The following is a 21,518-nucleotide window of genomic DNA, read 5'->3' on the forward strand; positions in this document are numbered from 1 at the left end:
GATCAGGCGGCGTTCTCGTCGTTCCAGCGGGTCAGGCGGCTCCGTTGCGCGTGCCACCATCCGTGACGAACTCGCCGAGCTCACCGGCCACCGAAGCGGGCAGCCGCACCACCATCCGCGTCCCGCGGTCGGTGTGCTCCTCCTCGACCACCGCGCCCTCGGTGTGGACCCGTGCGACCACGTCACCTCGGGTATACGGGACCTCGAGAGTCACCTCCCTGTCCCCGGACGCCACGATCTGCACGATTCGTTCGAGCAGCTCGTCGAGGCCCTGCCCGGTGGCCGCGGAGACGAAGACCGCGTCCGGCAACGCGTGGTGCAGCTCCGTGAGCACAACCGGGTCGGCCGCGTCGATCTTGTTGATAACCAGCAGCTCCCGCGGGCGTTCGGCGTTCTGCTCCTCGACCACCTCGTTGATCACCTTGCGAACCGCATCGATCTGGCGGAGCGGGAACGCGTCGGACCCGTCGACCACGTGCAGCAACAGTTCGGAATCGACGACCTCCTCAAGCGTCGACCGGAACGCCTCGACCAACTGCGTGGGCAGGTGTCGGACGAAGCCGACCGTGTCGGTGAACACGACCGACCGTCCGTCGGGGAGGTCGGCGCGGCGGGTGGTGGGATCGAGAGTGGCGAACAGTGCGTTCTGTACGAGGACGCCGGCGCCGGTGATCCTGTTCAGTAGACTCGACTTTCCGGCGTTGGTGTAGCCTGCGATCGCGATGGACGGAACCGGCGTGGCTCTCCTGCGGTAGCGCTTGGTGTCGCGGGACTGCTTCATCCCCTTGATCTCGCGACGTAGCCGCGCCATCCGCTCGCGGATCCGGCGCCTGTCCGTCTCGATCTTGGTCTCACCGGGGCCTCGCAGGCCGACACCGCCGTTACTGCCGGCCCGTCCACCCGCCTGCCGGGAGAGCGACTCGCCCCACCCGCGGAGGCGGGGGAGCATGTACTCCATCTGGGCGAGGGTCACCTGGGCCTTACCCTCGCGGCTTGTCGCATGCTGGGCGAAGATGTCGAGGATCAACGCCGTCCGGTCGATGACCTTGACGTTGACCGCCTTCTCCAGAGCCAGGAGCTGGCCCGGGGTGAGCTCGCCATCGCAGATCACGGTGTCGGCGCCCGTCGCGGCGATGACGTCCTTGAGGACGCTCACCTTCCCGGAACCGATGAACGTCGCCGCATCCGGCTTGTCGCGTCGTTGGATCAGGGCGTCGCAGACCTCCGCGCCCGCCGTCTCGGCTAGCTGGGCGAGTTCCGCCATCGCGGCATCGGCCTGGGCTGCGGACCCCTCGGTCCACACGCCCACGAGTACGACCCGCTCCAGGCGGAGCTGACGGTACTCGGCGTCGTTGACGTCCTGGAGTTCGGTGGACAGACCCGCCACCCGGCGCAGAAAGGATCTCTCCTCGAGCTGCAGTTCGCCGATAGATGGATCGAGGTCTCGTGTCGGCCGGTCAGCGGCCGTGTGATCGATAGTCATTCTCCGGCATCATCTCACATCGGAGCCGTCCGTGTCCCCTGTGCGGGCGTGTGATATGCACCGCCGTGGAACCGGCCGGCGGCGACGAGAGCGGACGGGCCGGTGAGGGCGGAACCGCTCTCGGTCAGGGTCACCCCGACCTCGCCGCCGGGCACCGACACGACGACGTCTCCCGTACCGCGACCGGCATCGGCGAGGGCCGCCACCGCCGTCGCGACGATCCCGGTCCCGCACGACATCGTCTCGCCGGCCCCCCGCTCGTGGACGCGCATGGCCACTCGGCCGTCGGACAGGGGCGTCGCGATCTCCACGTTGACGCCGTGCGGGAAGAAGTCGCGGTCGAACACCGGGGGATCCCCGACCGGCAGGGTGGCCAGGGTCGCGGCGTCCAATCCGGGGACGACACAGGCCAGGTGGGGATTGCCCATGTCGACGGCCACTCCCGCGAAGGTGCGGCCACCGAGCTCTGTCGAGGACAGCCCGAGCAACCGCGGCTCCCCCATGTCGACCCGGACGGTGGCGTCGTCACCCGAACGGGAGACGATCGTCGCGGGCCGGGGCCCGGAACGTGTGCCGATCGCGATGGTCCCGGCCTCGGATCGCCCCGTGGCGACGAGGGCGTGCGCGAACACCCGGACACCGTTGCCGCACATCTCCGCGATCGAACCGTCGGCGTTGCGGTAGTCCATGAACCAGTCCGAGGCACCCACCCCGTCCGGGAGCGCGGGGAGCACTCCACGATCGACGAGAGCACCTGCGGTGGCGATCCTGAGGATCCCGTCGGCGCCGATTCCACCGCGACGATGACAGAGCGCTCGGACCAGAGCCTCGTCGAGATTCAGCACCGCGTCATCGTCGGGCAGGATCACGAAGTCGTTGAGCGTGCCGTGGCCCTTGAGGAAGGAGATGCCGTCGGTGCTCGACGGCGTGTGGTCCGGAGTCATGACGCGATCGTACTCGCGGCGGGATCGGCGTTCCGCACTGCGGAAATGACGGATGAAGCGCCGTGACGAGGACATTAGAGTCGGTCGGGAGAACGATCCCCTACCTGAGGAGAGCATCGATGTCCGAACGCATCACCGTCGGCGGTATCCAGGTCGACGAGGTCCTCTACGACTTCGTCAACACGCAGGCGATTCCGGGCACCGGGGTCGACCCCGACGCGTTCTGGGCCGGTGCGTCCGAGATCTTCGCCGACCTCGCTCCCCGGAACCGCGAGCTGCTCGCCGCGCGCGACGACCTGCAGTCGAAGATTGACGCGTGGCACCACGAGAACCCGGCGCCGATCGATCAGGCCGCCTACAAGGCGTTCCTTCAGGAGATCGGCTACCTGGTGCCGGAGCCCGGATCGGTCTCGGTGACCACGGAGAACGTCGACGCGGAGATCGCTACGGTCGCCGGGCCGCAGCTGGTCGTCCCGGTCACGAACGCGCGGTTCGCCATCAACGCCGGGAACGCCCGGTGGGGTTCGCTCTATGACGCCCTCTACGGAACCGATGCCATCCCGGAGACCGACGGCGCCGAGCAGGGCGATTCCTACAACAAGGTCCGTGGAGACAAGGTGATCGCCTGGGCGCGCGAGTTTCTCGACGACGCGGCACCGCTGGCCTCCGGCAGCCATGTCGGGACCACCGGGTACGCGGTCGTGGACGGCGCGCTCCGGGTCACCCTCGCGGACGGGGGGACCACCGGGCTGGCCGATCCTGAGAAGTTCGTCGGGTACCTCGGCGATGCCGCCAGGCCCTCTTCGGTGCTGCTGCGCAATAACGGCCTGCACATCGACATCCAGATCGACCCGGACTCCCCCATCGGCTCGACTGACGCGGCCGGTGTCAAGGACGTGGTCCTCGAGTCCGCCGTCACCACCATCATGGATTTCGAGGACTCAGTCGCCGCCGTCGACGCCGAGGACAAGACGCTCGGCTACCGCAACTGGCTGGGCCTCATGAAGGGCGACCTGTCGGAGGAGATCAGCAAGGGCGGCAAGTCGTTCACCCGCGTCCTCAACGACGACCGTGTGTACACCTCTCCCGACGGCTCCGGCGAGGTCCGCCTCCACGGCCGGTCGATGCTGTTCGTCCGCAACGTCGGCCATCTCATGACGAACCCGGCGGTCCTGGACGCCGAGGGCGAGGAGATGCCCGAGGGCATTCTCGACGCGCTGATCACCGCGCTGGCGGGCATGCACGGCATCGCGGAGGGCAACGAGCGCGGTAACAGCCGCACCGGGTCGATCTACATCGTCAAGCCGAAGCAGCACGGGCCGGAGGAGGTCGCGTTCACCACCGAGTTGTTCGGTCGCGTCGAGAAGCTCCTCGGCCTGCCGACCAACACCCTGAAGGTCGGCATCATGGACGAGGAGCGCCGCACGTCGGTGAACCTCGCCGCCTGCATCGCCGAGGCCACCGAGCGCGTCGTCTTCATCAACACGGGCTTCCTCGACCGGACGGGCGACGAGATCCACACCTCCATGGAGGCCGGGCCGATGATCCGCAAGGGTGAGATGAAGTCGGCGCGCTGGATGAAGGCCTACGAGGACTTCAACGTCGACACCGGTCTGGCGTGCGGTCTGCGGGGCCGCGCGCAGATCGGCAAGGGCATGTGGGCCAAGACCGACCTCATGGCGGAGATGCTCGCCGAGAAGATCGGCCAGCCGAAGGCCGGCGCCAACACCGCCTGGGTCCCGTCGCCGACCGGCGCGACCCTGCACGCGACCCATTACCACCGCGTCAACGTCCTGACCCGCCAGGAGGAACTCCTCGCCGGTGGGCGTCGGGCGAGCGTCGACGACATCCTCACCGTGCCGCTCGCGCCGAGCACCGACTGGTCGGACGAGGAGAAGAAGGAGGAGGTCGACAACTCCTGCCAGACGATCCTGGGCTATGTCGTCCGCTGGGTCGAGCAGGGCATCGGCGTCTCTAAGGTGCCGGACATCCACGACGTCAACCTCATGGAGGACCGCGCCACCCTGCGGATCTCCTCGCAGTTGCTGGCCAACTGGATCCGCCACGGCATCGTCACGGCGGAGTTCGTGGAGGATTCGCTTCGCCGTATGGCCGAGGTCGTCGACAAGCAGAACGCTGGCGACGACGCCTACCGGGACATGGCGCCGGACGTCGAGTCCTCGATCGCCTGGCAGGCGGCCCGCGAGCTGATCCTCGAGGGCACCACGCAGCCGTCCGGTTACACGGAGCCGATCCTGCATCGCCGTCGCCGCGAGTTCAAGGCAGCGAACGGGCTGTAACCCCCCGCGGGAATCCGCTGCTCCCCCGCGGGAATCCGCTACTCCCCCTCGGCATCCGCTACCCCTGCAGAGGTAGCGAATCCGGACCGGGAGTAGCGGATTTCCGGTATCGGGACGGAGGCACGTCGTACGGTCAGCCGAGGAGACCCTCCACCGCGGCCCTGAGTACGCCCACGGCGTCGTCCCTGCGGTCTCGGGTGAACCTGGCCTCGGGCCCGGAGGCGGAGATCGCGAACGCGGCGTCGCCCGAGCCGACGGCGATGGCCACGCATCGGACGCCTTCCTCCTGCTCGGACTCGTCGGTGGCGAATCCGCGGCGTCGCACCTCGCGGACCTGTTCGATCAGCGCCTCCACCTCGACGAGGGTCGAGTCGGTGTAGCGGCGCATGCCGGCCCGTTCCAGCAGCGCCCGGATATCGGCGTCGTCATCGCCCGCCACGAGGGCTTTGCCCACGGCGGTGCAGTGGACCTCGACGCTCCGCCCGACCTCCGTGAACATCCGCATCGAGTGGGGCGAGGGCACCTGGGCGAGGTAGACGACGCCGTCGCCCTCGCGGACGGCGAGGTTCGCCGTCTCCCCGGTGCCGTCGACGACAGCCCGCAGAACGGGCTCCGCCCACGAGGTGGTCGCGCGCTGAGCGGCGTCCCCGATCCGCTGGAGGCGGGGCCCGAGGAGGTAACCGCGTCCGGCGTCACGGCGGAGGTGTCCGCTCTCGGCGAGCGTGCCGCACAGCCGGTGGACCGTCGCGGCGGCCAGACCGGTGTCGGCGACGAGCTCGCCGAGATTCGCGCGTCCCCCGCGGCGGGACAGCGCGTCGAGCAGGGCGAACGCGCGGTCGACGGACTGGACGCGGGAACGCCCCGCGCCGGATGCGCTCATCGCGTCCCCTCCCCCAGGATCCGAAGGGCAACCTCGAGTGGCCGCGGGGCGTCGTCGGCGCGATCACGGGTGTCGGTGTCGATCCAGTGGATACGGTGGTCGCGGCCGAACCACGACCGTTGTCGGCGGACGTAGCGGCGGGTGCCGATGAACGTCCTCTCCTCGGCGCGGGCGCGACCCTCGTCGTCGATCCGCAGGGCGTCGTCCATCTCGTCGAGCACCTGGGCGTAGCCGATCGCGCGGCGGGCGGTGACGCCGTCGAGGAGCCCGACGTCGACCAGACCCCGCACTTCCTCCACGAGCCCGTCGGCGAACATCGTCGCGGTCCGGGCGGCCAGCCGGTCGTCGAGCTCGGGTAGCGCGCACCGCAGGCCGATCAGGCGGGTGCCGAAGCGTGGCTCCCCGATCGTCGGGCGGGACGCGGAGAACGGCCGGCCGGTGAGTTCGACGACCTCCAGAGCCCGGACGGTGCGTCGCGGATCGGTGGGCAGGATCGCCCGGGCGGCCTCGGGGTCGACCCGCGCGAGTTCGGCGTGCAGGGCGGCGACACCGATCTCCTCGAGCCGCCCCTCGTAACGGGCCCGCACTTCCGGGTCGGTGTCGGGGATGCTCCACCCGTCGACCAGGGCCTGGACGTACATCATGGACCCGCCGCAGAGGATCGGCACGTGGCCCCGGTCGCGGATCCCGGCGATCTCCCGCTCGGCCTCGTCCCGGAAGTCCGCGACACTCGCGGTGTCGGTGACATCGAGGACGTCGAGTCGGTGGTGCGGGATGCCGCGCCGCTGATCCAGCGGCAGCTTGGCGGTCCCGATCTCCATGCCGCGGTACTGCTGCATCGCGTCACAGTTCACGACCTCGCCGCCGAGGCGCTCGGCCAGATCCAACGCGAGTTCTGATTTGCCGGTGCCCGTCGGCCCGACCACGGCGACGGGGGCCGGCCCGTTCATGACCACCACCCGACGTGGTACCCGACGCCGAACGGTGCCCAGGAGAGACTCCCGCGGGGGACCCGCCCGCCCAAGAGGTCCGCGAGGACCCGCCACGCGGGCCGGCTCCACCACCCGATCTCCGCGGCGACTCCCTCCCCGGGGTCGGGGAGCTCACCGTGGTCGCGGATCCACCGGGCGAGCCGGGAGTCGAGGTCGATGCCGCGCGGGTCCTCGGGGACGGGGGCGCGCGGCGTGAGGGAGGCGGGTCCGTCGGCGACGACGACGACGAGGTCGTCGGCCCCCACCGGCGGCGGGGTGAGCGACGGCCCGGTCACGCCGATGAAGGCCCTCGGGAGGTCGATGTCCGCGCGGTCCAGCAACCACCACGCGATCAGCGCCGGGTCGGGCACGGCCTCGTGCGGTGCCGGCGGGGCACAGGGCCGGCCGACCGGGACGTCGGCCCCCCACCGATCGAGCGTCGATCGGACGTCTCCCAGTGAGCGTCCGCCGCTGTCCGCGCCCACGACCCTGACCGCGGTCGCGTCCCCGACGGCCCGCCGGAGCACCCGGACCACCTCGGCGACCTCGCGTGTGGAGTCCGCGGCCGCGGTCCCGGAGAGCTCGGGCACGAGCGCGGGTGCGCCAGGGACCAGGACGACTGACGTGTTCACACCTCGAAACCCTACTGACCGCCCACGACTCCGTCGCAGGACGCCGCCGGGTGGGGCCGGCGGGGCGTACCCGGGGATACGGCGGACACCCGCGCGACGGTTGGTACACACTAGGAGGATGCCGCGCCGGTCCGAGCCGGGGCGGCGAGGCGACGTCCGGTGCGATCCCGGCGACGGTGCCGTGGCACGCGGCAGAAGGAAATGAGGACGAGATGACCGAGCAGTCACCCACCGCCACGGGCGGAGCGAACGACGGCGGGGCGACCCCGGCACCGGGTCCGCGACCCGGGCCACGGCCGGGCGCACCGTCGCCCGCGGCGCTCGCCCGGAAGGTGGCTCCGCGGCCCGCTCCCGCGACCGATGTCCGGACGACGCGCGGTTCCGACCCGTCACAGTGGGGTCGGGTCGACGAGACGGGCGCGGTGTTCGTGCGCACCGGTGACGGTGAGCGCCAGGTGGGCTCCTGGCAGGCGGGGGCTCCCGAGGAGGGGCTGGCCCACTTCGGGCTCCGCTTCGACGACCTGGCGGCCGAGGTGTCCCTGCTGGAGACGCGTTTGGAATCGCACCCGCAGGACGCGCGCAAGACCCGGGCCTCCGCCGAGGCACTCGCCGAGCAGATCCCGACCGCCGCGGCCGTGGGCGACCTCGATTCGCTGGCGTCGCGTCTCACCGCGGTCATCGAGCGTTCCTCCGAGGTCGAGGCGACCGCGCGTCGGCGTAAGGACGAGCAGCGCGCGGCCGCGATCGCCCGGAAGGAGGCTCTCGCGTCCGAGGCCGAGGAGATCGGCGCGTCCTCGACCCAGTGGAAAGCGGCGGGCGATCGGCTCCGGGACATCCTCGAGGAGTGGAAGACGATCCGCGGGATCGACCGCAAGACGGACGACGCGCTGTGGAGGCGCTTCTCCAAGGCCCGGGAGGCGTTCAACCGCCGGCGCGGGTCCCACTTCGCCGAACTGGACCGCAACCGCGCATCGGTGAAGCGGGTCAAGGAGGATCTCGTCGAGCGCGCCGAGGCCTTGTCGGGGTCGACCGACTGGAACGACACCGCCACGGCGTTCCGCAAGCTCATGGACGAGTGGAAGGCCGCCGGCCGCGCGCCGCGCGAGGCGGATGACGCGCTGTGGAAGCGGTTCAAGGCCGCCCAGGACACCTTCTTCGACGCCCGGCACGCGGCGGCCGCCGAGCGCGATGCCGAGTTCGAGGCGAACGCCGAGGCCAAGGAGGCGCTGCTCGCCGAGTACGAGGGCCGGATCGACCCGGTCGCCGACCTGGCCGCCGCCCGGTCGACGCTGCGGGAGCTGCAGTCCCGGTGGGAGGAGATCGGCAAGGTCCCCCGCGACAGGATGGGGCGGCTCGAGGGTCGCATCCGGGCCCTGGAGAAGGCGGTCGCCGACGCGGCGGACACGGAGTGGCGTCGCACGGATCCGGAGGCCAAGGCGCGCGCCGGCCAGTTCTGGGACCGGGTCCGCGACTTCGAGGACCAGGCCGCCAAGGCGGACGCCGCGGGCAAGGTCAGGGACGCCGAGAGTGCGCGTGCGCAGGCCGCGCAGTGGCGTGAGTGGGCCGAGGCCGCGGAGAAGGCGGTCGACACCCGCTGACGGTGGCACGAACAGACGCCGGGAGCCCGGCCGGTGACCCCGGCCGGGCTCCCGGCGTCTACGCGGGTGTGGTCAGGCCCCGTCGCCGTGCCGGGCGTCATCTTCCAGCCGACGCTGCTCGGGGGTGCGCGACCACAGCACGGCCGCGAGAGTCGCGATCAGGGCGAACACGAGCAGTTCGCTGAGGTACATGCCGACGCCGGGCCCCCCGAAGTCCTGGAAGTCCGGGTTCGGGCCGCGGCCCGACTGACGGAGCCAGATCGCCAGGACCCCGTACACCGCGGCAACGCAGGCCGTGCTCCACGCGATGCCGGCGGCCCACCACTTCTGCGTGAGGATCATCGCGGCGCCGAAGACGATGGTGCCGGCGGAGTACAGCAGGACGAACAGATGGGACGGTAGCGACGTGTACTGGTCGCGGGCCACGTCGGTGAAGAACAGGACGTCGAGTCCGCGGACGCCGTCGCTGTGCGGGAGCGCGAGCGCGGCCGCCAGCAGCACGATGAGGACGGCGGAGGCGAGGTAAGCCCTGCCGATCACGAGGGTGCGGCCGAGGATGCGGTCCTTGGAGCGCAAGTCCGATTCCGCGTTGCGGGTGACCTCCATGATCCCTGCGATCGGGTCGGGTCGGTCGTCGTCGGTGCTCACGTGGGGCATCCCTTCTCGATAGTGGCGGCGGGGGCCGTCTCGCGGCGGAGGGTGGGGAGCCCGAGGCCGACGCCGATGGGCGGGGTCTCGGGCTTGAGGCCCTCCTCGTGGCGGTCTCCGGCGCGGGTGGCGCGGTAGCTGAGGACGCCGTCGTCGGCGAGCAGGTGGTGCGGCGCTGCGGCGGTGACGCGGGTGGTGATGACGTCTCCGGGGCGTACCCGGTCGGCGGCGTCGCCGACGGGCGCGAAGTGCACGAGGCGACCGTCGCGGGCGCGGCCAGTCATGCGGGCGGCGGCGGCGTCCTTGCGGCCCTCGTCTGCGGTGACGAGGAGTTCGACGACGCGCCCGACCTGTGCCCGGTTCTCCTCCAGGGTGATCCTCTCCTGGAGCGCGATGAGCCGCTCGTACCGCTCCTGGACGACGGCCTTGGGGATCTGGTCCTCCATCGTGGCCGCCGGGGTGCCGGGCCGGGGTGAGTACTGGAACGTGAAGGCGCTGGAGAAGCGGGCCTTTTCGACCACGTCGAGGGTCGCCTGGAAATCCTCCTCGGTCTCACCGGGAAAGCCGACGATGATGTCGGTGGTGATGGCGGCGTGCGGCATGGCCGCGCGGACGCGGTCGATGATGCCGAGGAACCGCTCGGACCGGTAGGAGCGACGCATCGCGCGCAGGATGCGGTCGGATCCGGACTGCAGCGGCATGTGGAGTTGTGGGCAGACGGTCGGGGTGGACGCCATGGCCTCGATGACGTCGTCGGTGAACTCGGCGGGGTGGGGCGAGGTGAACCGGATCCGCTCGATGCCCTCGATCCGACCGGCCGCGCGCAGGAGTTTGGCGAAGGCTCCCTTGTCGGAGGGCTCGTCGGGATCGTGGAAGGACCGCCCATAGGCGTTGACGTTCTGGCCGAGTAGCGTCACCTCGAGCACTCCCTCGTCGGCGAGGGCCTGCATCTCCGCGAGGACCTCGCCGGGGCGGCGGTCCACCTCCTTGCCGCGGAGGGACGGCACGATGCAGAAGGTGCAGGTGTTGTTACAGCCGACGGAGACGGAGACCCAGCCGGCGTAGGCGGAGTCACGGGTCGCGGGCAGGGTCGACGGGAAGTGCTGCAGGGAGTCGGCGATCTCCACCTCGGCCCGTTCGTTGTGCCGCGAGCGGTCCAGGAGGGTGGGGAGGTGGCCGAGATTGTGGGTGCCGAACACGACGTCTACCCACGGCGCGCGGGATACGACGGCGTCCTTGTCCTTCTGCGCCAGGCATCCGCCGACGGCGATCTGCAGCCGGGGGTTGGCGTCCTTCCACGGCCGCAGGTGGCCGAGGGTGCCGTAGAGCCGGTTGTCGGCGTTCTCACGGACCGCGCAGGTGTTGAACACGACGAGATCCGGCAGGGCGCCGGACGCCGGATCGGCGTCGCCCTCGAAGGGCACATAGCCGGCGGCGTCGAGCACCCCGGAGAGGCGCTCGGAGTCATGGACGTTCATCTGGCATCCGAAGGTGCGCACCTGGTAGGTGCGGCGGTCCACGCCCTCGGCGGGGGCGTCCTGCGCCGCCGGATGCAGGTCGGTCACGAGAGAATCCACGCAGGCCAGGGTACTCAGGGCGAGGCGTGGGCCGCCAATTCGGCGTCCACGACCGACATCGCCAACCCCGTGGGATAACCCCGCCGGGCGAGGAACGCGACGAGCCGGCGTCGCTCCCCCTGTGCCTCGGGCCCGGAGCGTGCGGCGTCCGGGCGTCTGGCGAGCCGCGCGCGCACCAGTTCCGCGGCCTGCCGTCGCTCGTCGGAGTCGTCGATGTCGGCCACCGCGTGGGCGATGTGGCCCTCGGCCACGCCCTTGTCGCGCAGCTCCCGCTCGAGCGCCCCGCGCGAGCGGCCGCGCCGACGCCGGCGCCCGCGGACCCATCCGGCGGCGAACTCGGCGTCGTCGAGCAGGCCCCAGGCCCGGACGCGCTCGAGCGCCTCCCCCACGGCCGCCGGCGTGAACTCCTTGGCGATCAGCCGCTGGCGCAGCTCGTGTTCACTGCGCGGCCGGTGCCGCAGCAGCCGGAGGGCGGACGTGGCGGCCTCGTGCGCCTCCGGGGCCAGCGGCGGCAGGTCAGCGGAGCTCGACGGCCGGGCCTCGACGGCGGCGATCGCCGCGCGCAGCTCGTCCGCGTCGGGTCCCCCGGCGGCCGGGTCCGGCCGGGTCGACCGGCCGGACATCAGAAGTCGACGGGAACCACGTCGATCGGAGCGTCCTCGTCGGACTCCGCCTCGATCTCCGCGATCTCCGCGCCCGCCCCGATGTTGAGCTTGTCGAGGATCTTCCGCTCGATCTCGTCCCGCACCGACGGGTTGTCCTTGAGGTACCGGCGGGCGTTCTCCTTGCCCTGGCCGAGCTGGTCCTGACCGTAAGTGAACCAGGAGCCGGACTTCTTGATGAAGCCGTTGTCCACGCCCATGTCGATGAGCGAGCCCTCGCGGCTGATGCCCTCGCCGTACAGGATGTCGAACTCGGCGATCTTGAACGGCGGTGCGACCTTGTTCTTGACGACCTTGACCTTGGTGCGGTTACCGACCGCGTCGGCGCCGTCTTTGAGGGTCTCGATGCGGCGAACGTCAAGACGGACGGACGCGTAGAACTTGAGGGCCTTACCGCCGGTGGTGGTCTCCGGTGAACCGAACATCACACCGATCTTCTCTCGCAGCTGGTTGATGAAGATCGCGGTGGTGCCGGTGTTGTGCAGCGCGCCGGTCATCTTGCGCAGCGCCTGGCTCATGAGCCGGGCTTGCAGACCGACGTGGCTGTCGCCCATCTCCCCCTCGATTTCCGCACGAGGCACCAGCGCCGCGACGGAGTCGATCACGAGGATGTCGATCGCGCCGGACTTGACCAGCATGTCCGCGATCTCCAGCGCCTGCTCACCGGTGTCGGGCTGCGAGACGATGAGGTTGTCCGTGTCCACACCCAGCTTGCGGGCGTACTCCGGGTCGAGCGCGTGCTCCGCGTCGATGAACGCCGCGATGCCTCCGGCCGCTTGGGCGTTGGCCACGGCGTGCAACGCCACCGTGGTCTTACCCGAGGACTCCGGGCCGTAGATCTCCACGACGCGACCCCGGGGGAAGCCGCCCACGCCCAGCGCCACGTCGAGCGACAGTGCACCCGACGGGATGACCTGGACCGGCGGCCGGGTGTCATCGCCCAGCCGCATGACGGAGCCCTTGCCGTAGGCCTTGTCGATCTGCGCCAGAGCCAGCTCCAGCGCCTGCTCGCGGTTCTGGGCGGCTCCGGGCTTGCTCGAGCCCGCCTTGGCCTTGCCTGCCATCTCATGCTCCGTTCTCGGTCCGACCCCCCGGCGCCCGGCCGGTCGGTCTGTGTGGTCTTCACTCGCGGACGTTAGCGTCCGGGTACGACACCAACCTCTCGCGCCGGACCCGGCGACCTGCCCCTGTGGAGGAAGCACGCCCTGTGGATCCCTGTGGACGGTGGACCCGCCTACACGTGCATTCGAGTGTAGACGAACGGGTGTTCGAGGTCGAGGGACACGCCCCGCGGATCCGCCTAGCGCAGGTGCTCGGGCACCTCGAACTCGTCGCACAGTGCGAGCCACACGCGCTTGACGGACTCCCCCGCGTCGATGGCCTCGCGTGCGGTCCTACCGCCGCACGCCGCCAGGTGGTGCGAGCGCACCAGATGGTCGGCGCGCAGCGTACCGAACGCCTCGACCGTGCGTGCCTGGAACTCGGTCAGCGTCACGTCTCACCCTCCCCTGCGGACGACGACGGGCCGCCGGCACGCTCGCCGACGGCCCGTTGCCCAGAAATCACTGCTGTTCGGTTTGCGCCTGCTGCTGCTGCGGCGGGGTGGCCGGCTGGGACTGGCCCTGGCCGATCTGACCGGCGGCACCGGAGCCCTGGCCGAGCTGGCCGCCCTCGGCCTTCATCGACGCCCGGATCTGCTCGAGGCGGCTGTGACCGGCCATCTGGGTCGACGCCTGCTCGACCTCGAGCATCCGGCCCTGCACGGAGTTCTGCGCGAGCTCGGCGGAGCCGAGGGCGTTGGCGTAGCGACGCTCGATCTTATCGCGGACCTGGTCGAGGTTCGGGGTGTTGCCGCCCGACGACAGCTCCGACATCGACTGCAGGGAGGCGCTGACCTGTTCCTGCATCTTGGCCTGCTCGAGCTGGCTGAGCAGTTTGGTGCGCTCGGCGACCTTCTGTTGCAGAACCATGGCGTTCTGCTCGACGGCCTTCTTGGCCTGCGCGGCGGCCTGGAGCGACTGGTCGTGAAGACCCTTGAGATCCTCGACGTTCTGCTCGGCGGTCACGAGCTGCGCGGCGAACGCCTCCGCGGCGTTCTCGTACTCGGTGGCCTTCTGCATGTCGCCGTTGTTGCGCGCCTGCTCGGACATCTGCAGCGCCTGGCGGGTCGACCCCTGGAGCTTCTCGATGTCCGCGAGCTGCCGGTTGAGCTTCATCTCCAGCTGACGCTGGTTGCCGATCACCGCCGCGGCCTGCTGCGAGAGCTGCTGGTGCTGGCGCTGCGCGTCGGCGATCGCCTGCTGGATCTGGACCTTGGGGTCAGCATTCTCGTCGATCTTCGAATCGAACAACGCCATGAGGTAGCGCCATGCCTTGGTGAACGGATTGGCCATCGCTGCGTAGTGTCCTTCTGCCGATTCGGACGACGGGTCTGTTCCACGGTACCGAACGACGCCCGTGTGCGACCACCGGGCGACGCGGCGGCACTGTCAGGCCGCGAGTACGGGTTCCGCGAGGGTCCCGGGAGGCGAGACCTCGAGCGCGGCGCGGATGAGGATCTCGCCCAGGGATACGTCGAGCGCCCCCGAGATGGAGGCGAGGAGCTCGCTCGAGGCCTCCTTGCGGCCGCGTTCGATCTCGGAGAGATAGCCCGGGCTGACCCGGGCGGCGTCGGCCACGTCACGCAGGGTCCGGCCCGTCTCCCCGCGAAGCCCGCGCAGGACGGTACCGAGGGTCTCGCGCAGCAGCGGAGTCGCTCCGGGCTGGTCCGGTCGGGGCAGTGTGGTCATCTGGATGTTCGGCATCACCCGGTACAACGCGTCAGTTCCCGGATTCGTTCCCGTCGCCGTCGTCGCCCCCCGTATCCCCACCGGCCGCGGCGACGACCAGCGCCAACGCCGACTCGCAGGCCGCGCGGCGGATCGCGGACCGGCCGCCCGACAGGGACAGCGGCACCGACCACGCCGCGCGGTCCGGGGTCGTCAGGCCCACGTACACGGTGCCCACCGGTCTGCCCTCCTGGGTGTCGGGCCCGGCGACGCCGGTCAGTCCCACGCCCACCTCCGCCCCGCAGCGTCGTGCCGCGCCCGTGGCGAGGGCGCGTGCGGTCTCCGGGGACACCGCGCCGTGGCGCTCGAGGACGTCGGTGGGCACATCGGCGAGCTCGTGCTTGAGGGCGGTCGCGTAGACGACCAGTCCCCCGCGCAGCACGGCACTCGCGCCAGGAACCTCGGCGACGGTCGCGGCGAGCAACCCGGCGGTGAGGGACTCGGCAGTGCCCAGCGTCCACCCGCGGTCGCGGAGCGCGGCGACGGCCGCCGCGGCAGCCGGTGGCGGCGCCACGGGGTCCGAGGGCGGCGGTACGGCGTCCATCCCCGTCTCAGCTCTGCACTAGCGCGGCCCGCCTGGCCTTGACCAGGTAGTCCACGCCGGTGTACACGGTCAGCGCCACGGCGATGCCCATGACGATCCACTCGGCGGGCCACACCCAGTGCGGCAGCGGCAGGATGAGCATGCCCACGCCGACGGTCTGGGTCACGGTCTTGAGCTTGCCGCCCTTACTGGCGGCCACCACGTAGTCGACGCCGAACAGCCGCCAGAGGGTGATACCCACCTCGCGGACGAGAATCACGACGGTCACCGCCCAGAACAGCTCGCCCACGACGGACAGCGAGATGAGTGCGGCGGAGATGAGAGCCTTGTCCGCGATGGGGTCGGCGATCTTGCCGAAGTCGGTGACCAGGCCGAGCCGCCTCGCGAGGTAGCCGTCCACGTAGTCGGTGAGCATGGCGACGGCGAAGACGACGAACGCGCACACTCGCCACCACGGCTCCTGGGCGCCGGCGACGAAGAACATCACGACGAAGACGGGCACGAGGAGGATCCGCAGCACGGTGAGGACGTTCGCGATGTTGAGGACGGGGACGTCGGCGGCGGGTCGCCCGTCCTCGCGCGTGGAAGCAGTCACCCCCACACCTTAGCGAGACGCCGGCGAATACCCTTGGTCGCGGGCGCACCCCCGCCCGTCACCGCCGACCCCCGAGGGAGAGCCACCCATGCCGCTGTTCGCCGTCACCTATCGCTACGAGGCCGCCCAGAGCGAGGAGCGCGAGGACAACAAACCCGCCCACCGTGCGTGGCTGGACGCCCAGGTCACCGCCGGCGCCATCCGGTCCGTGGGACCGTTCGTCGACGGTTCCGGGGCGTTGCTGCTCGTGGAGGCCGACGACGACGAGGCCGCGCGCACGCTCGTGAACGACGACCCCCACTGCCTGCGCGGGATGGTCTCGGAGATCACGGTGCGGGAGTGGAGGCCGGTCTTCGGCGCCTTCGCCTAGGAGACTGCTGAACAAGCTGCGATCCTGGCACGGCCGGTGTGCGTGAGGGTCCGGTTGGCCGTCGCGCGAAGTGCGGGGTTGGAGATTTCTGGGTTCGGCGAGAGGGGCGAGAGGTTCGTGGCGCCCACCGCGGGTTGTTCGAGCCTGTGCTGGGGCAGGAATGCCTGGCCCCGGCCCGCTGATCAGGCCAGGGCCCATGTTCCGTTCTGGCTCGTTAGTCCCATCGCGAGTAGCCGGCGCAGGTTCAGGGCGGCAACGCGGTGGTGGAGCCAGTTGTTGTTCTTCTCGACCCCGCGGTACGGCACGCGGCGGGCACCTCGGGTCAGCCAGGCGATCGAGCGTTCCACCATCGGTCGGTGCTGGCGGTAGACGGTCTTGAAGTCCTCATCGCCGGCCCGCTGGCGGTGCTGGCGTTGCAGCAGGTGGTGCTCGCCGAGCACGACTTTGCGCCCCGTGGCTGAGGTGGTGCACCGCTGACGCAGCGGGCAGCCACGACACGCCGCCCCGAAGGTGGCATTGCCCTTGGCAGACAGGCCACGGGTGATGTTGGCGGGGCACGTCAGGGTGCCCGCCACGGCGTCGAAGGTGAAGTCATCCAGGGTGAACCCGCCCTCGACCGCGGGCCGTAGCGGCCACGGCTTAACCAGGGGCAGCCACTGCTTGCCCGCCAGGGTGTGCAGCATGTCGCCGCTGGCATAGGCGGAATCGCCGAGCACTTCGACCGGCTCGCCGTCGCTAATGGTGGGATCGGCAGTGACCAGTGCCGCACCGACAGCGGCATCGGAGTTGGTCGGACCGTTCGTCTTGGTCAGGGAGCACATGGTGGTCAGGCCGGTGTCGGGCTCGACCACGATGTGGGCCTTGAACCCGTCCTGGCGGCGCTGCCGGGTCTTGTGGGCGTGCCGGGCATCGGGGTCCACGGTGGAGATCACCCGATCCGGCGCGGTGCGGCGGGCGATGCGCCACCGACCGTCAGTGCCATCTGAATCCTCAGCCGGCTCGACATCCTGCCCTGCCACCAGCGCCAACAGGGCGACCGCCTCGGCCGGCTTGCCGCCGGCGGCGGTGATCGCCTCCACATCGAGTGCCGCCAACAGCGCCAAGGCGTCTGCGACCAGCGCGGAGACCAGCTCATCCCGAGCGGCCTGGTCATCCCAGGCAATGCGCGGCTTACCGGCCTCGGAGTAGTCCTGCCCGCACACCGCCGCCAGCCGGGTGCACTCGGAGGCGATCAACTCCTTCGCCCCGGGCACCTCGCGGCCGACCCGGCGGATCTGGGCGATGAGCTGGGTGATCGTGTCCTGGCGGGCGACCGCATCGTCCAGGACCGTTGAATCCAACGCCCGGCGGGTCTTGGTCTTGACCGCACCGGTCTCGGCGATGACCTGGCGCACCACCTCGAAGACCCGCTGCGGTCGGTCACTGGCCGCCAGGCGGCGTCGCCAATAGGTCAACGTCGACGAGTTGAAACCCTTCGCATCGACCGGATACCCGCAGGCGGCCTTCCACCGCAGGTCGAACGTCAGCGCGTCGACTGCCTCCCGGTCTGAGTGACCGAACAGTGCCTGGAGCACGATGACCGAGGCGATCACCTCACCCGGGATCGAGGGCCGGCCCCGGCCCGAGGGAAACAGGTCGGCGAACAACTCGTCCGGGAACAGCCGATCACGGTGCTCGGCGAGCAACGCGAACACGCTGCCGGGCTCAAGAAGATGCCCCGCCACCGACTCCACATCCAACAACTCACGCTGCCGATCCGACTCACCCTGCATGAGACACATCATTTCAGGGCCACCCCAACTCCGCGGGCCGGACACGCACTTTGTTCAGCAGTCTCCTAGGCCCCCTACCCGACCGGCGTCTCGGCGGGTGCGTCGAGCTCGGCGGGCTTGTCGCCGGGATCCTCCTCGGGCGGGGTGCCGCCCTTGATCATCCACAACACGGACGGCAACTCTTCGGGCTTGACCAGGACGTCGCGTGCCTTGGACCCCTCCGAGGGGCCCACGATGTCGCGGGACTCCATGAGGTCCATCAAGCGTCCGGCCTTGGCGAATCCCACCCGCAGTTTCCGCTGGAGCATCGACGTGGAGCCGAACTGGCTCGAGACCACGAGCTCCACCGCGGCGAGCAGGTCGTCGAGATCGTCCCCGATGTCGGAGTCGATGTCCTTCTTGCCGTCGTCCTTGGCGGCTGTGATGGACTCGTCGTACTCGGGCTCGGCCTGGTTCTTGGCGTAGTCGACGACCTCGTGGATCTCCTCGTCGGTGATGAACGCGCCCTGCATACGGATGGGTCGTGAGGCGCCCATCGGGATGAACAGGCCGTCGCCCATACCGATGAGCTTCTCCGCACCCGCCTGGTCGAGGATGACGCGCGAGTCCGTCAACGACGAGGTGGCGAACGCCAGGCGCGACGGCACGTTGGTTTTGATCAGTCCGGTCACCACGTCGACGGACGGACGCTGGGTGGCCAGCACGAGGTGGATTCCTGCGGCTCGCGCCTTCTGGGTGATGCGGACGATCGCGTCCTCGATGTCGCGCGGGGCGGTCATCATGAGGTCGGCGAGCTCGTCGACCACGGCGACGATGTACGGGTACGGCCGGTAGACCCGTTCGCTGCCGGGCGGCGCGGTGATCGCCCCGGACTTCACCCGCTCGTTGAAGTCGGTGATGTGACGCACCCGCGTGGACTTCATGTCCTGGTAGCGCTGTTCCATCTCCTCGACGAGCCACGCCAGCGCGGCCGCCGCCTTCTTGGGCTGGGTGATGATCGGCGTGATGAGGTGCGGGATGCCCTCGTACGGCGTGAGCTCGACCATCTTGGGGTCGATGAGGATGAGGCGCACCTCGTCCGGGGTCGCGCGGGTGAGCAGGGACACGAGCATCGAGTTGACGAAGCTCGACTTACCCGAGCCGGTGGACCCGGCAACCAGCAGGTGCGGCATCTTGGCGAGGTCGGCGGTGACGAAGTCGCCCTCGATGTCCTTACCGAGACCGATGAGCATCGGGTTGTGCTTGGTGGCGGTCTTGGGATCGGTGAGCACGTCGGCGAGCCGGACCAGCTCGCGGTCGAGGTTGGGCACCTCGATACCGACCGCGGATTTGCCGGGGATCGGCGCGAGCAGCCGCACATTGTCGGTCGCCACCGCGTAGGCGATGTTGCGGTGCAGGGCGGTGATCTTCTCGACCTTGACGCCCGGCCCCAGCTCGACCTCGTAGCGCGTCACGGTGGGGCCGCGGGTGAAGCCGGTGACGGCTGCGTCGATCTTGAACTGCTCGAGGACGCCCTGGATGGCCTCGATCATCTGGTCGTTGGACTCGCTGCGCGCCTTTGGCGGGTCACCGGCGGTAAGGAGGCTGACCGGCGGCAGGGCGTAGTCGATGCCGCTGAGGAGCTGGGTCTGCGAATCGAGGCGCTCCGCGTCGCTCTCGGCGGCGGTGTGCGTCGACGGCGTGTTGGTCTGCGGGACGGCCGAGGTGTCCACGGCGGGCGTGGACGGGGCGGGCCTCGCCGCCGCGGGTGTGGCCGCGCGCGCCGAGGGCGCCGGCGTGGAGGCGCGAGGCGATGTCACCCGGGACGGGGTCTGCTCGGCCTCCGCGCCGCCCGTGGGACCTGCCGCGGTGTCCGCCGAGGGATCCTCGCCTGCCGGAAGGACCTCGGTCCGGCGCGGGACGCGCCGGGTCCTGGTCGGGGCGGGAGTCTCGTCGTCGGGCGCGCCGGCGCTGGTGTGGAGGTCCGCATCGGGGGTGTCGCGGTCCGCCCCGGCGCGTGAGGCGCGGGCCATCTCCACCGTCTCGCCCGTGGTGGGGGTGTCGGACCAGGCCGAGACGCGACGCCGTGAACTGCGCCGGGTCGCCGCCCGTCCGGTGTCCTCCGGGGCCGTCGTCTCGGCGATCGGGTACGCCGTGGTCGGCTCGTCGTCCCAGTCGTGCGCGGCGTCGTCGAAGTCGTGATCAACGATGTCGCCGCTGCCGTCCCAGCCGAAGAAGCCGCGGACGACGCCGGGGATCTCGCGAGCGGGCCTGCCCACGATGACGAGGAGGCCGAACGCCACCAGCAGGACGAGCAGCGGGACGGCGACGAACACCGACAGCCCGGCCTCGAGCGAGCCGCCGACGATCCGTCCGAGGACACCGGCGCCGGAGCGCACGCCCTCGGGATCCGTCGGCGAGCCGGAACCGAGGTGCCACAGCCCCAGGACGCCGAGAGCGGTGACGGTCGCACCGACCAGCCACCGCGAGTGGACGTCCGGACGCGGCTCGCGTGCCATGACGAGCACTCCCCAACCGCCCAGCAGCAGAGGGAGCAACGCGCCGGGGGTGCCGACGACCGTGCGGATGCCGGTGTCGATCCATTCCCCCACCGGCCCGGCGGCACCGAACCACACGGCGCCGGCGACGACGATGGCGACGCCGATGAGGATGAGCCCGAGACCGTCGCGGCGGTGCGGCGGGATCACCTTGTCGTCGTCCCCTCCCCCGAGGCCACGGACGCCGTGCCCGACCCCCTTGGCCACCGCGGACCATCCCCCGCGCAACCCGCGACCGACGGCGCCGAACGCACCGGAGGTCCGCTCCGGGGTCGGGGACGACGTCCGGGCGCCGCCGCGCGTGCCCTTCTTGGGCGTGGAGACCACTGCGCCCCGACGGGAACCGCCACTCCGCGACGACGACGGGGTGGACGTGGTCGATCGCTTCGCTCCCGAAGTGGGAGCCGGACGTCGGCCGCCGGGGGCACGGGAGGATCGCGTGCTCGAGGTGGATGCCATGGCCGTCACTCTATCGTCTCGAGCACCACCGGTAACAGCAGCCACACGCGCGGGGGATGTTCTACAGACCTCGCGGAACAGCCTGTAGGGCGTCGATCCCCCGCTGTGCTCCGGAGATGTCGATCTCGACCTCGTCGCGACCGAACGCCCACAGCAGGAGTTCCACCGGATCGGCGGAAACGCTCACCAGTGGCGCGAGGGCCGCGCCCGTCGAGACCGGCGAGATCTTCCCGGACCCGGGATCCGAGGGGGCACGCAGCTCCACCCGGGCGTCGACCTTGCGCAGGAAGGTCCGTGCCACGGTGGTGGCGAGTATCCAGACCCGCTCGAGATCCTCCATCCCGAAGCCGCGCCTGCCCCACCCCGGGGCCCCACGACGCACGTCCTCGTGGTGGACGAGGAACTCGGCCGTGTTGGCCACACGGTCCGCGTAGCGCAGCGGTGAGTACCACGGCGCGCCCGCGGCGATCGCGGCCAGGAGGTCCTCCCACGGTCGCTCGGCCTCGCGGAGCCGGATCTGCTCGAGCCGGTCGGCGAAGGCGGGGACCACGACCCCGGCCGCCGCGTCGGGCCGCCCCTCCCGCACGACGAGATGGGCGGCCAGGTCCCGGGTCGTCCACCCCTCACACATCGTGGGGGCGTCCGGCCCCGCGGCGCGCATCGTCTCCACGAGGGCGCTCCGCTCGCGCTGTGCCAGGCTCGGACGGTCGGGACCCAC

20 protein-coding genes are annotated in these 21,518 nt (G+C 70.7%); 3 read left to right on the plus strand and 17 right to left on the minus strand.

Annotation, left to right across the window (positions count from 1 at the left end; all coding sequences use genetic code 11):
• Window positions 1-31: 31 nt before the first annotated feature.
• Window positions 32-1,483, minus strand: a complete 1,452-nt coding sequence (gene hflX, locus C3V38_RS14620) for a GTPase HflX (RefSeq protein WP_106386146.1) — start codon at window positions 1,481-1,483, stop codon at window positions 32-34.
• Between the two features lie 14 nt (window positions 1,484-1,497).
• Window positions 1,498-2,427 carry a diaminopimelate epimerase gene (dapF, locus tag C3V38_RS14625; protein WP_106386147.1) on the minus strand — a complete coding sequence of 310 codons (930 nt, stop codon included), beginning with the start codon at window positions 2,425-2,427 and terminating at the stop codon, window positions 1,498-1,500.
• Window positions 2,428-2,546: 119 nt separating this feature from the next.
• Here dapF and C3V38_RS14630 point away from each other — a divergent pair, with 119 nt between their 5' ends.
• Window positions 2,547-4,727, plus strand: a complete 2,181-nt coding sequence (locus C3V38_RS14630; protein WP_106386148.1) for a malate synthase G — start codon at window positions 2,547-2,549, stop codon at window positions 4,725-4,727.
• Window positions 4,728-4,860: 133 nt separating this feature from the next.
• Here C3V38_RS14630 and C3V38_RS14635 read toward each other — a convergent pair whose 3' ends face one another.
• The 3 genes from C3V38_RS14635 to C3V38_RS14645 are packed head-to-tail and all read right to left on the minus strand — an operon-like array spanning window position 4,861 to window position 7,210.
• Entirely contained in the window at window positions 4,861-5,607 is a 747-nt protein-coding gene (locus C3V38_RS14635) for an IclR family transcriptional regulator (RefSeq protein ID WP_070719679.1), read from the minus strand.
• Window positions 5,604-6,557 (minus strand): tRNA (adenosine(37)-N6)-dimethylallyltransferase MiaA, encoded by a 954-nt coding sequence (miaA, locus tag C3V38_RS14640; protein ID WP_106386515.1) that lies wholly within the window; start codon window positions 6,555-6,557, stop codon window positions 5,604-5,606. Before miaA ends, C3V38_RS14635 begins: the two co-directional genes overlap by 4 nt.
• Window positions 6,554-7,210 (minus strand): hypothetical protein, encoded by a 657-nt coding sequence (locus C3V38_RS14645; RefSeq protein ID WP_106386149.1) that lies wholly within the window; start codon window positions 7,208-7,210, stop codon window positions 6,554-6,556. Before C3V38_RS14645 ends, miaA begins: the two co-directional genes overlap by 4 nt.
• Window positions 7,211-7,422: 212 nt before the next feature.
• Between C3V38_RS14645 and C3V38_RS14650 the strand changes: the two genes are divergently transcribed.
• On the plus strand, window positions 7,423-8,808 hold the full coding sequence (locus tag C3V38_RS14650) for a DUF349 domain-containing protein (protein WP_106386150.1): 1,386 nt from the start codon (window positions 7,423-7,425) through the stop codon (window positions 8,806-8,808).
• A gap of 72 nt (window positions 8,809-8,880) precedes the next feature.
• Here the strand turns inward: C3V38_RS14650 and C3V38_RS14655 are convergent, their stop codons facing one another.
• The 9 genes from C3V38_RS14655 to pgsA all read right to left on the minus strand — a co-directional run bounded on the left by C3V38_RS14655 (window position 8,881) and on the right by pgsA (window position 15,662).
• Window positions 8,881-9,465, minus strand: a complete 585-nt coding sequence (locus tag C3V38_RS14655) for a hypothetical protein (RefSeq protein ID WP_106386151.1) — start codon at window positions 9,463-9,465, stop codon at window positions 8,881-8,883.
• Window positions 9,453-11,021, minus strand: a complete 1,569-nt coding sequence (gene miaB, locus C3V38_RS14660; protein ID WP_106386152.1) for a tRNA (N6-isopentenyl adenosine(37)-C2)-methylthiotransferase MiaB — start codon at window positions 11,019-11,021, stop codon at window positions 9,453-9,455. The genes C3V38_RS14655 and miaB overlap by 13 nt, the downstream gene beginning before the upstream one ends.
• Before the next feature lie 26 nt (window positions 11,022-11,047).
• Entirely contained in the window at window positions 11,048-11,656 is a 609-nt protein-coding gene (locus C3V38_RS14665) for a regulatory protein RecX (protein ID WP_106386153.1), read from the minus strand.
• Window positions 11,656-12,759: a recombinase RecA gene (gene recA / locus C3V38_RS14670; RefSeq protein WP_007627535.1), complete on the minus strand. Its 1,104-nt coding sequence runs from the start codon at window positions 12,757-12,759 to the stop codon at window positions 11,656-11,658. The genes C3V38_RS14665 and recA overlap by 1 nt, the downstream gene beginning before the upstream one ends.
• Window positions 12,760-12,995: 236 nt before the next feature.
• Window positions 12,996-13,190, minus strand: coding sequence for a DUF3046 domain-containing protein (locus C3V38_RS14675; RefSeq protein ID WP_061227722.1), 195 nt, complete (start codon window positions 13,188-13,190; stop codon window positions 12,996-12,998).
• A gap of 67 nt (window positions 13,191-13,257) precedes the next feature.
• On the minus strand, window positions 13,258-14,088 hold the full coding sequence (locus tag C3V38_RS14680) for a PspA/IM30 family protein (RefSeq protein ID WP_106386154.1): 831 nt from the start codon (window positions 14,086-14,088) through the stop codon (window positions 13,258-13,260).
• A gap of 96 nt (window positions 14,089-14,184) precedes the next feature.
• Window positions 14,185-14,484 carry a helix-turn-helix domain-containing protein gene (locus tag C3V38_RS14685; RefSeq protein ID WP_371412126.1) on the minus strand — a complete coding sequence of 100 codons (300 nt, stop codon included), beginning with the start codon at window positions 14,482-14,484 and terminating at the stop codon, window positions 14,185-14,187.
• 31 nt (window positions 14,485-14,515) lie between these two features.
• A complete protein-coding gene (locus tag C3V38_RS14690) occupies window positions 14,516-15,067 on the minus strand; it encodes a nicotinamide-nucleotide amidohydrolase family protein (protein WP_106386155.1) in 552 nt (183 codons plus the stop codon).
• Window positions 15,068-15,074: 7 nt separating this feature from the next.
• Window positions 15,075-15,662, minus strand: coding sequence for a CDP-diacylglycerol--glycerol-3-phosphate 3-phosphatidyltransferase (gene pgsA, locus C3V38_RS14695; protein ID WP_106386156.1), 588 nt, complete (start codon window positions 15,660-15,662; stop codon window positions 15,075-15,077).
• Window positions 15,663-15,750: 88 nt separating this feature from the next.
• Between pgsA and C3V38_RS14700 the strand changes: the two genes are divergently transcribed.
• On the plus strand, window positions 15,751-16,032 hold the full coding sequence (locus C3V38_RS14700) for a YciI family protein (RefSeq protein ID WP_106386157.1): 282 nt from the start codon (window positions 15,751-15,753) through the stop codon (window positions 16,030-16,032).
• Between the two features lie 182 nt (window positions 16,033-16,214).
• On the opposite strand, the gene C3V38_RS14705 is transcribed toward C3V38_RS14700, so the two are convergent.
• From C3V38_RS14705 to C3V38_RS14715, 3 genes are all read right to left on the minus strand, one after another.
• Window positions 16,215-17,804, minus strand: a complete 1,590-nt coding sequence (locus tag C3V38_RS14705; protein ID WP_106386158.1) for an IS1182 family transposase — start codon at window positions 17,802-17,804, stop codon at window positions 16,215-16,217.
• Between the two features lie 74 nt (window positions 17,805-17,878).
• Entirely contained in the window at window positions 17,879-20,800 is a 2,922-nt protein-coding gene (locus tag C3V38_RS14710; protein ID WP_371412127.1) for a DNA translocase FtsK, read from the minus strand.
• A 61-nt stretch (window positions 20,801-20,861) separates the two neighbouring features.
• Entirely contained in the window at window positions 20,862-21,518 is a 657-nt protein-coding gene (locus C3V38_RS14715) for a TIGR03085 family metal-binding protein (RefSeq protein ID WP_106386160.1), read from the minus strand.

Source organism: Dietzia sp. oral taxon 368 (genome assembly GCF_002999155.1).
In the GTDB taxonomy this organism is placed as follows: Bacteria; Actinomycetota; Actinomycetes; order Mycobacteriales; family Mycobacteriaceae; genus Dietzia; species Dietzia cinnamea.

Coding starts and splice junctions, on each gene's coding strand:
- hflX (WP_106386146.1), bottom strand. CDS start 1,483: ATGACTATCGATCACACGGCCGCTGACCGGCCGACACGAGACCTCGAT.
- recA (WP_007627535.1), bottom strand. CDS start 12,759: ATGGCAGGCAAGGCCAAGGCGGGCTCGAGCAAGCCCGGAGCCGCCCAG.
- C3V38_RS14680 (WP_106386154.1), bottom strand. CDS start 14,088: ATGGCCAATCCGTTCACCAAGGCATGGCGCTACCTCATGGCGTTGTTC.
- C3V38_RS14700 (WP_106386157.1), top strand. CDS start 15,751: ATGCCGCTGTTCGCCGTCACCTATCGCTACGAGGCCGCCCAGAGCGAG.
- C3V38_RS14690 (WP_106386155.1), bottom strand. CDS start 15,067: ATGGACGCCGTACCGCCGCCCTCGGACCCCGTGGCGCCGCCACCGGCT.
- C3V38_RS14710 (WP_371412127.1), bottom strand. CDS start 20,800: ATGGCATCCACCTCGAGCACGCGATCCTCCCGTGCCCCCGGCGGCCGA.
- C3V38_RS14635 (WP_070719679.1), bottom strand. CDS start 5,607: ATGAGCGCATCCGGCGCGGGGCGTTCCCGCGTCCAGTCCGTCGACCGC.
- C3V38_RS14630 (WP_106386148.1), top strand. CDS start 2,547: ATGTCCGAACGCATCACCGTCGGCGGTATCCAGGTCGACGAGGTCCTC.
- miaA (WP_106386515.1), bottom strand. CDS start 6,557: ATGAACGGGCCGGCCCCCGTCGCCGTGGTCGGGCCGACGGGCACCGGC.
- C3V38_RS14650 (WP_106386150.1), top strand. CDS start 7,423: ATGACCGAGCAGTCACCCACCGCCACGGGCGGAGCGAACGACGGCGGG.
- C3V38_RS14705 (WP_106386158.1), bottom strand. CDS start 17,804: ATGCAGGGTGAGTCGGATCGGCAGCGTGAGTTGTTGGATGTGGAGTCG.
- C3V38_RS14665 (WP_106386153.1), bottom strand. CDS start 11,656: ATGTCCGGCCGGTCGACCCGGCCGGACCCGGCCGCCGGGGGACCCGAC.
- C3V38_RS14685 (WP_371412126.1), bottom strand. CDS start 14,484: ATGACCACACTGCCCCGACCGGACCAGCCCGGAGCGACTCCGCTGCTG.
- C3V38_RS14655 (WP_106386151.1), bottom strand. CDS start 9,465: ATGCCCCACGTGAGCACCGACGACGACCGACCCGACCCGATCGCAGGG.
- dapF (WP_106386147.1), bottom strand. CDS start 2,427: ATGACTCCGGACCACACGCCGTCGAGCACCGACGGCATCTCCTTCCTC.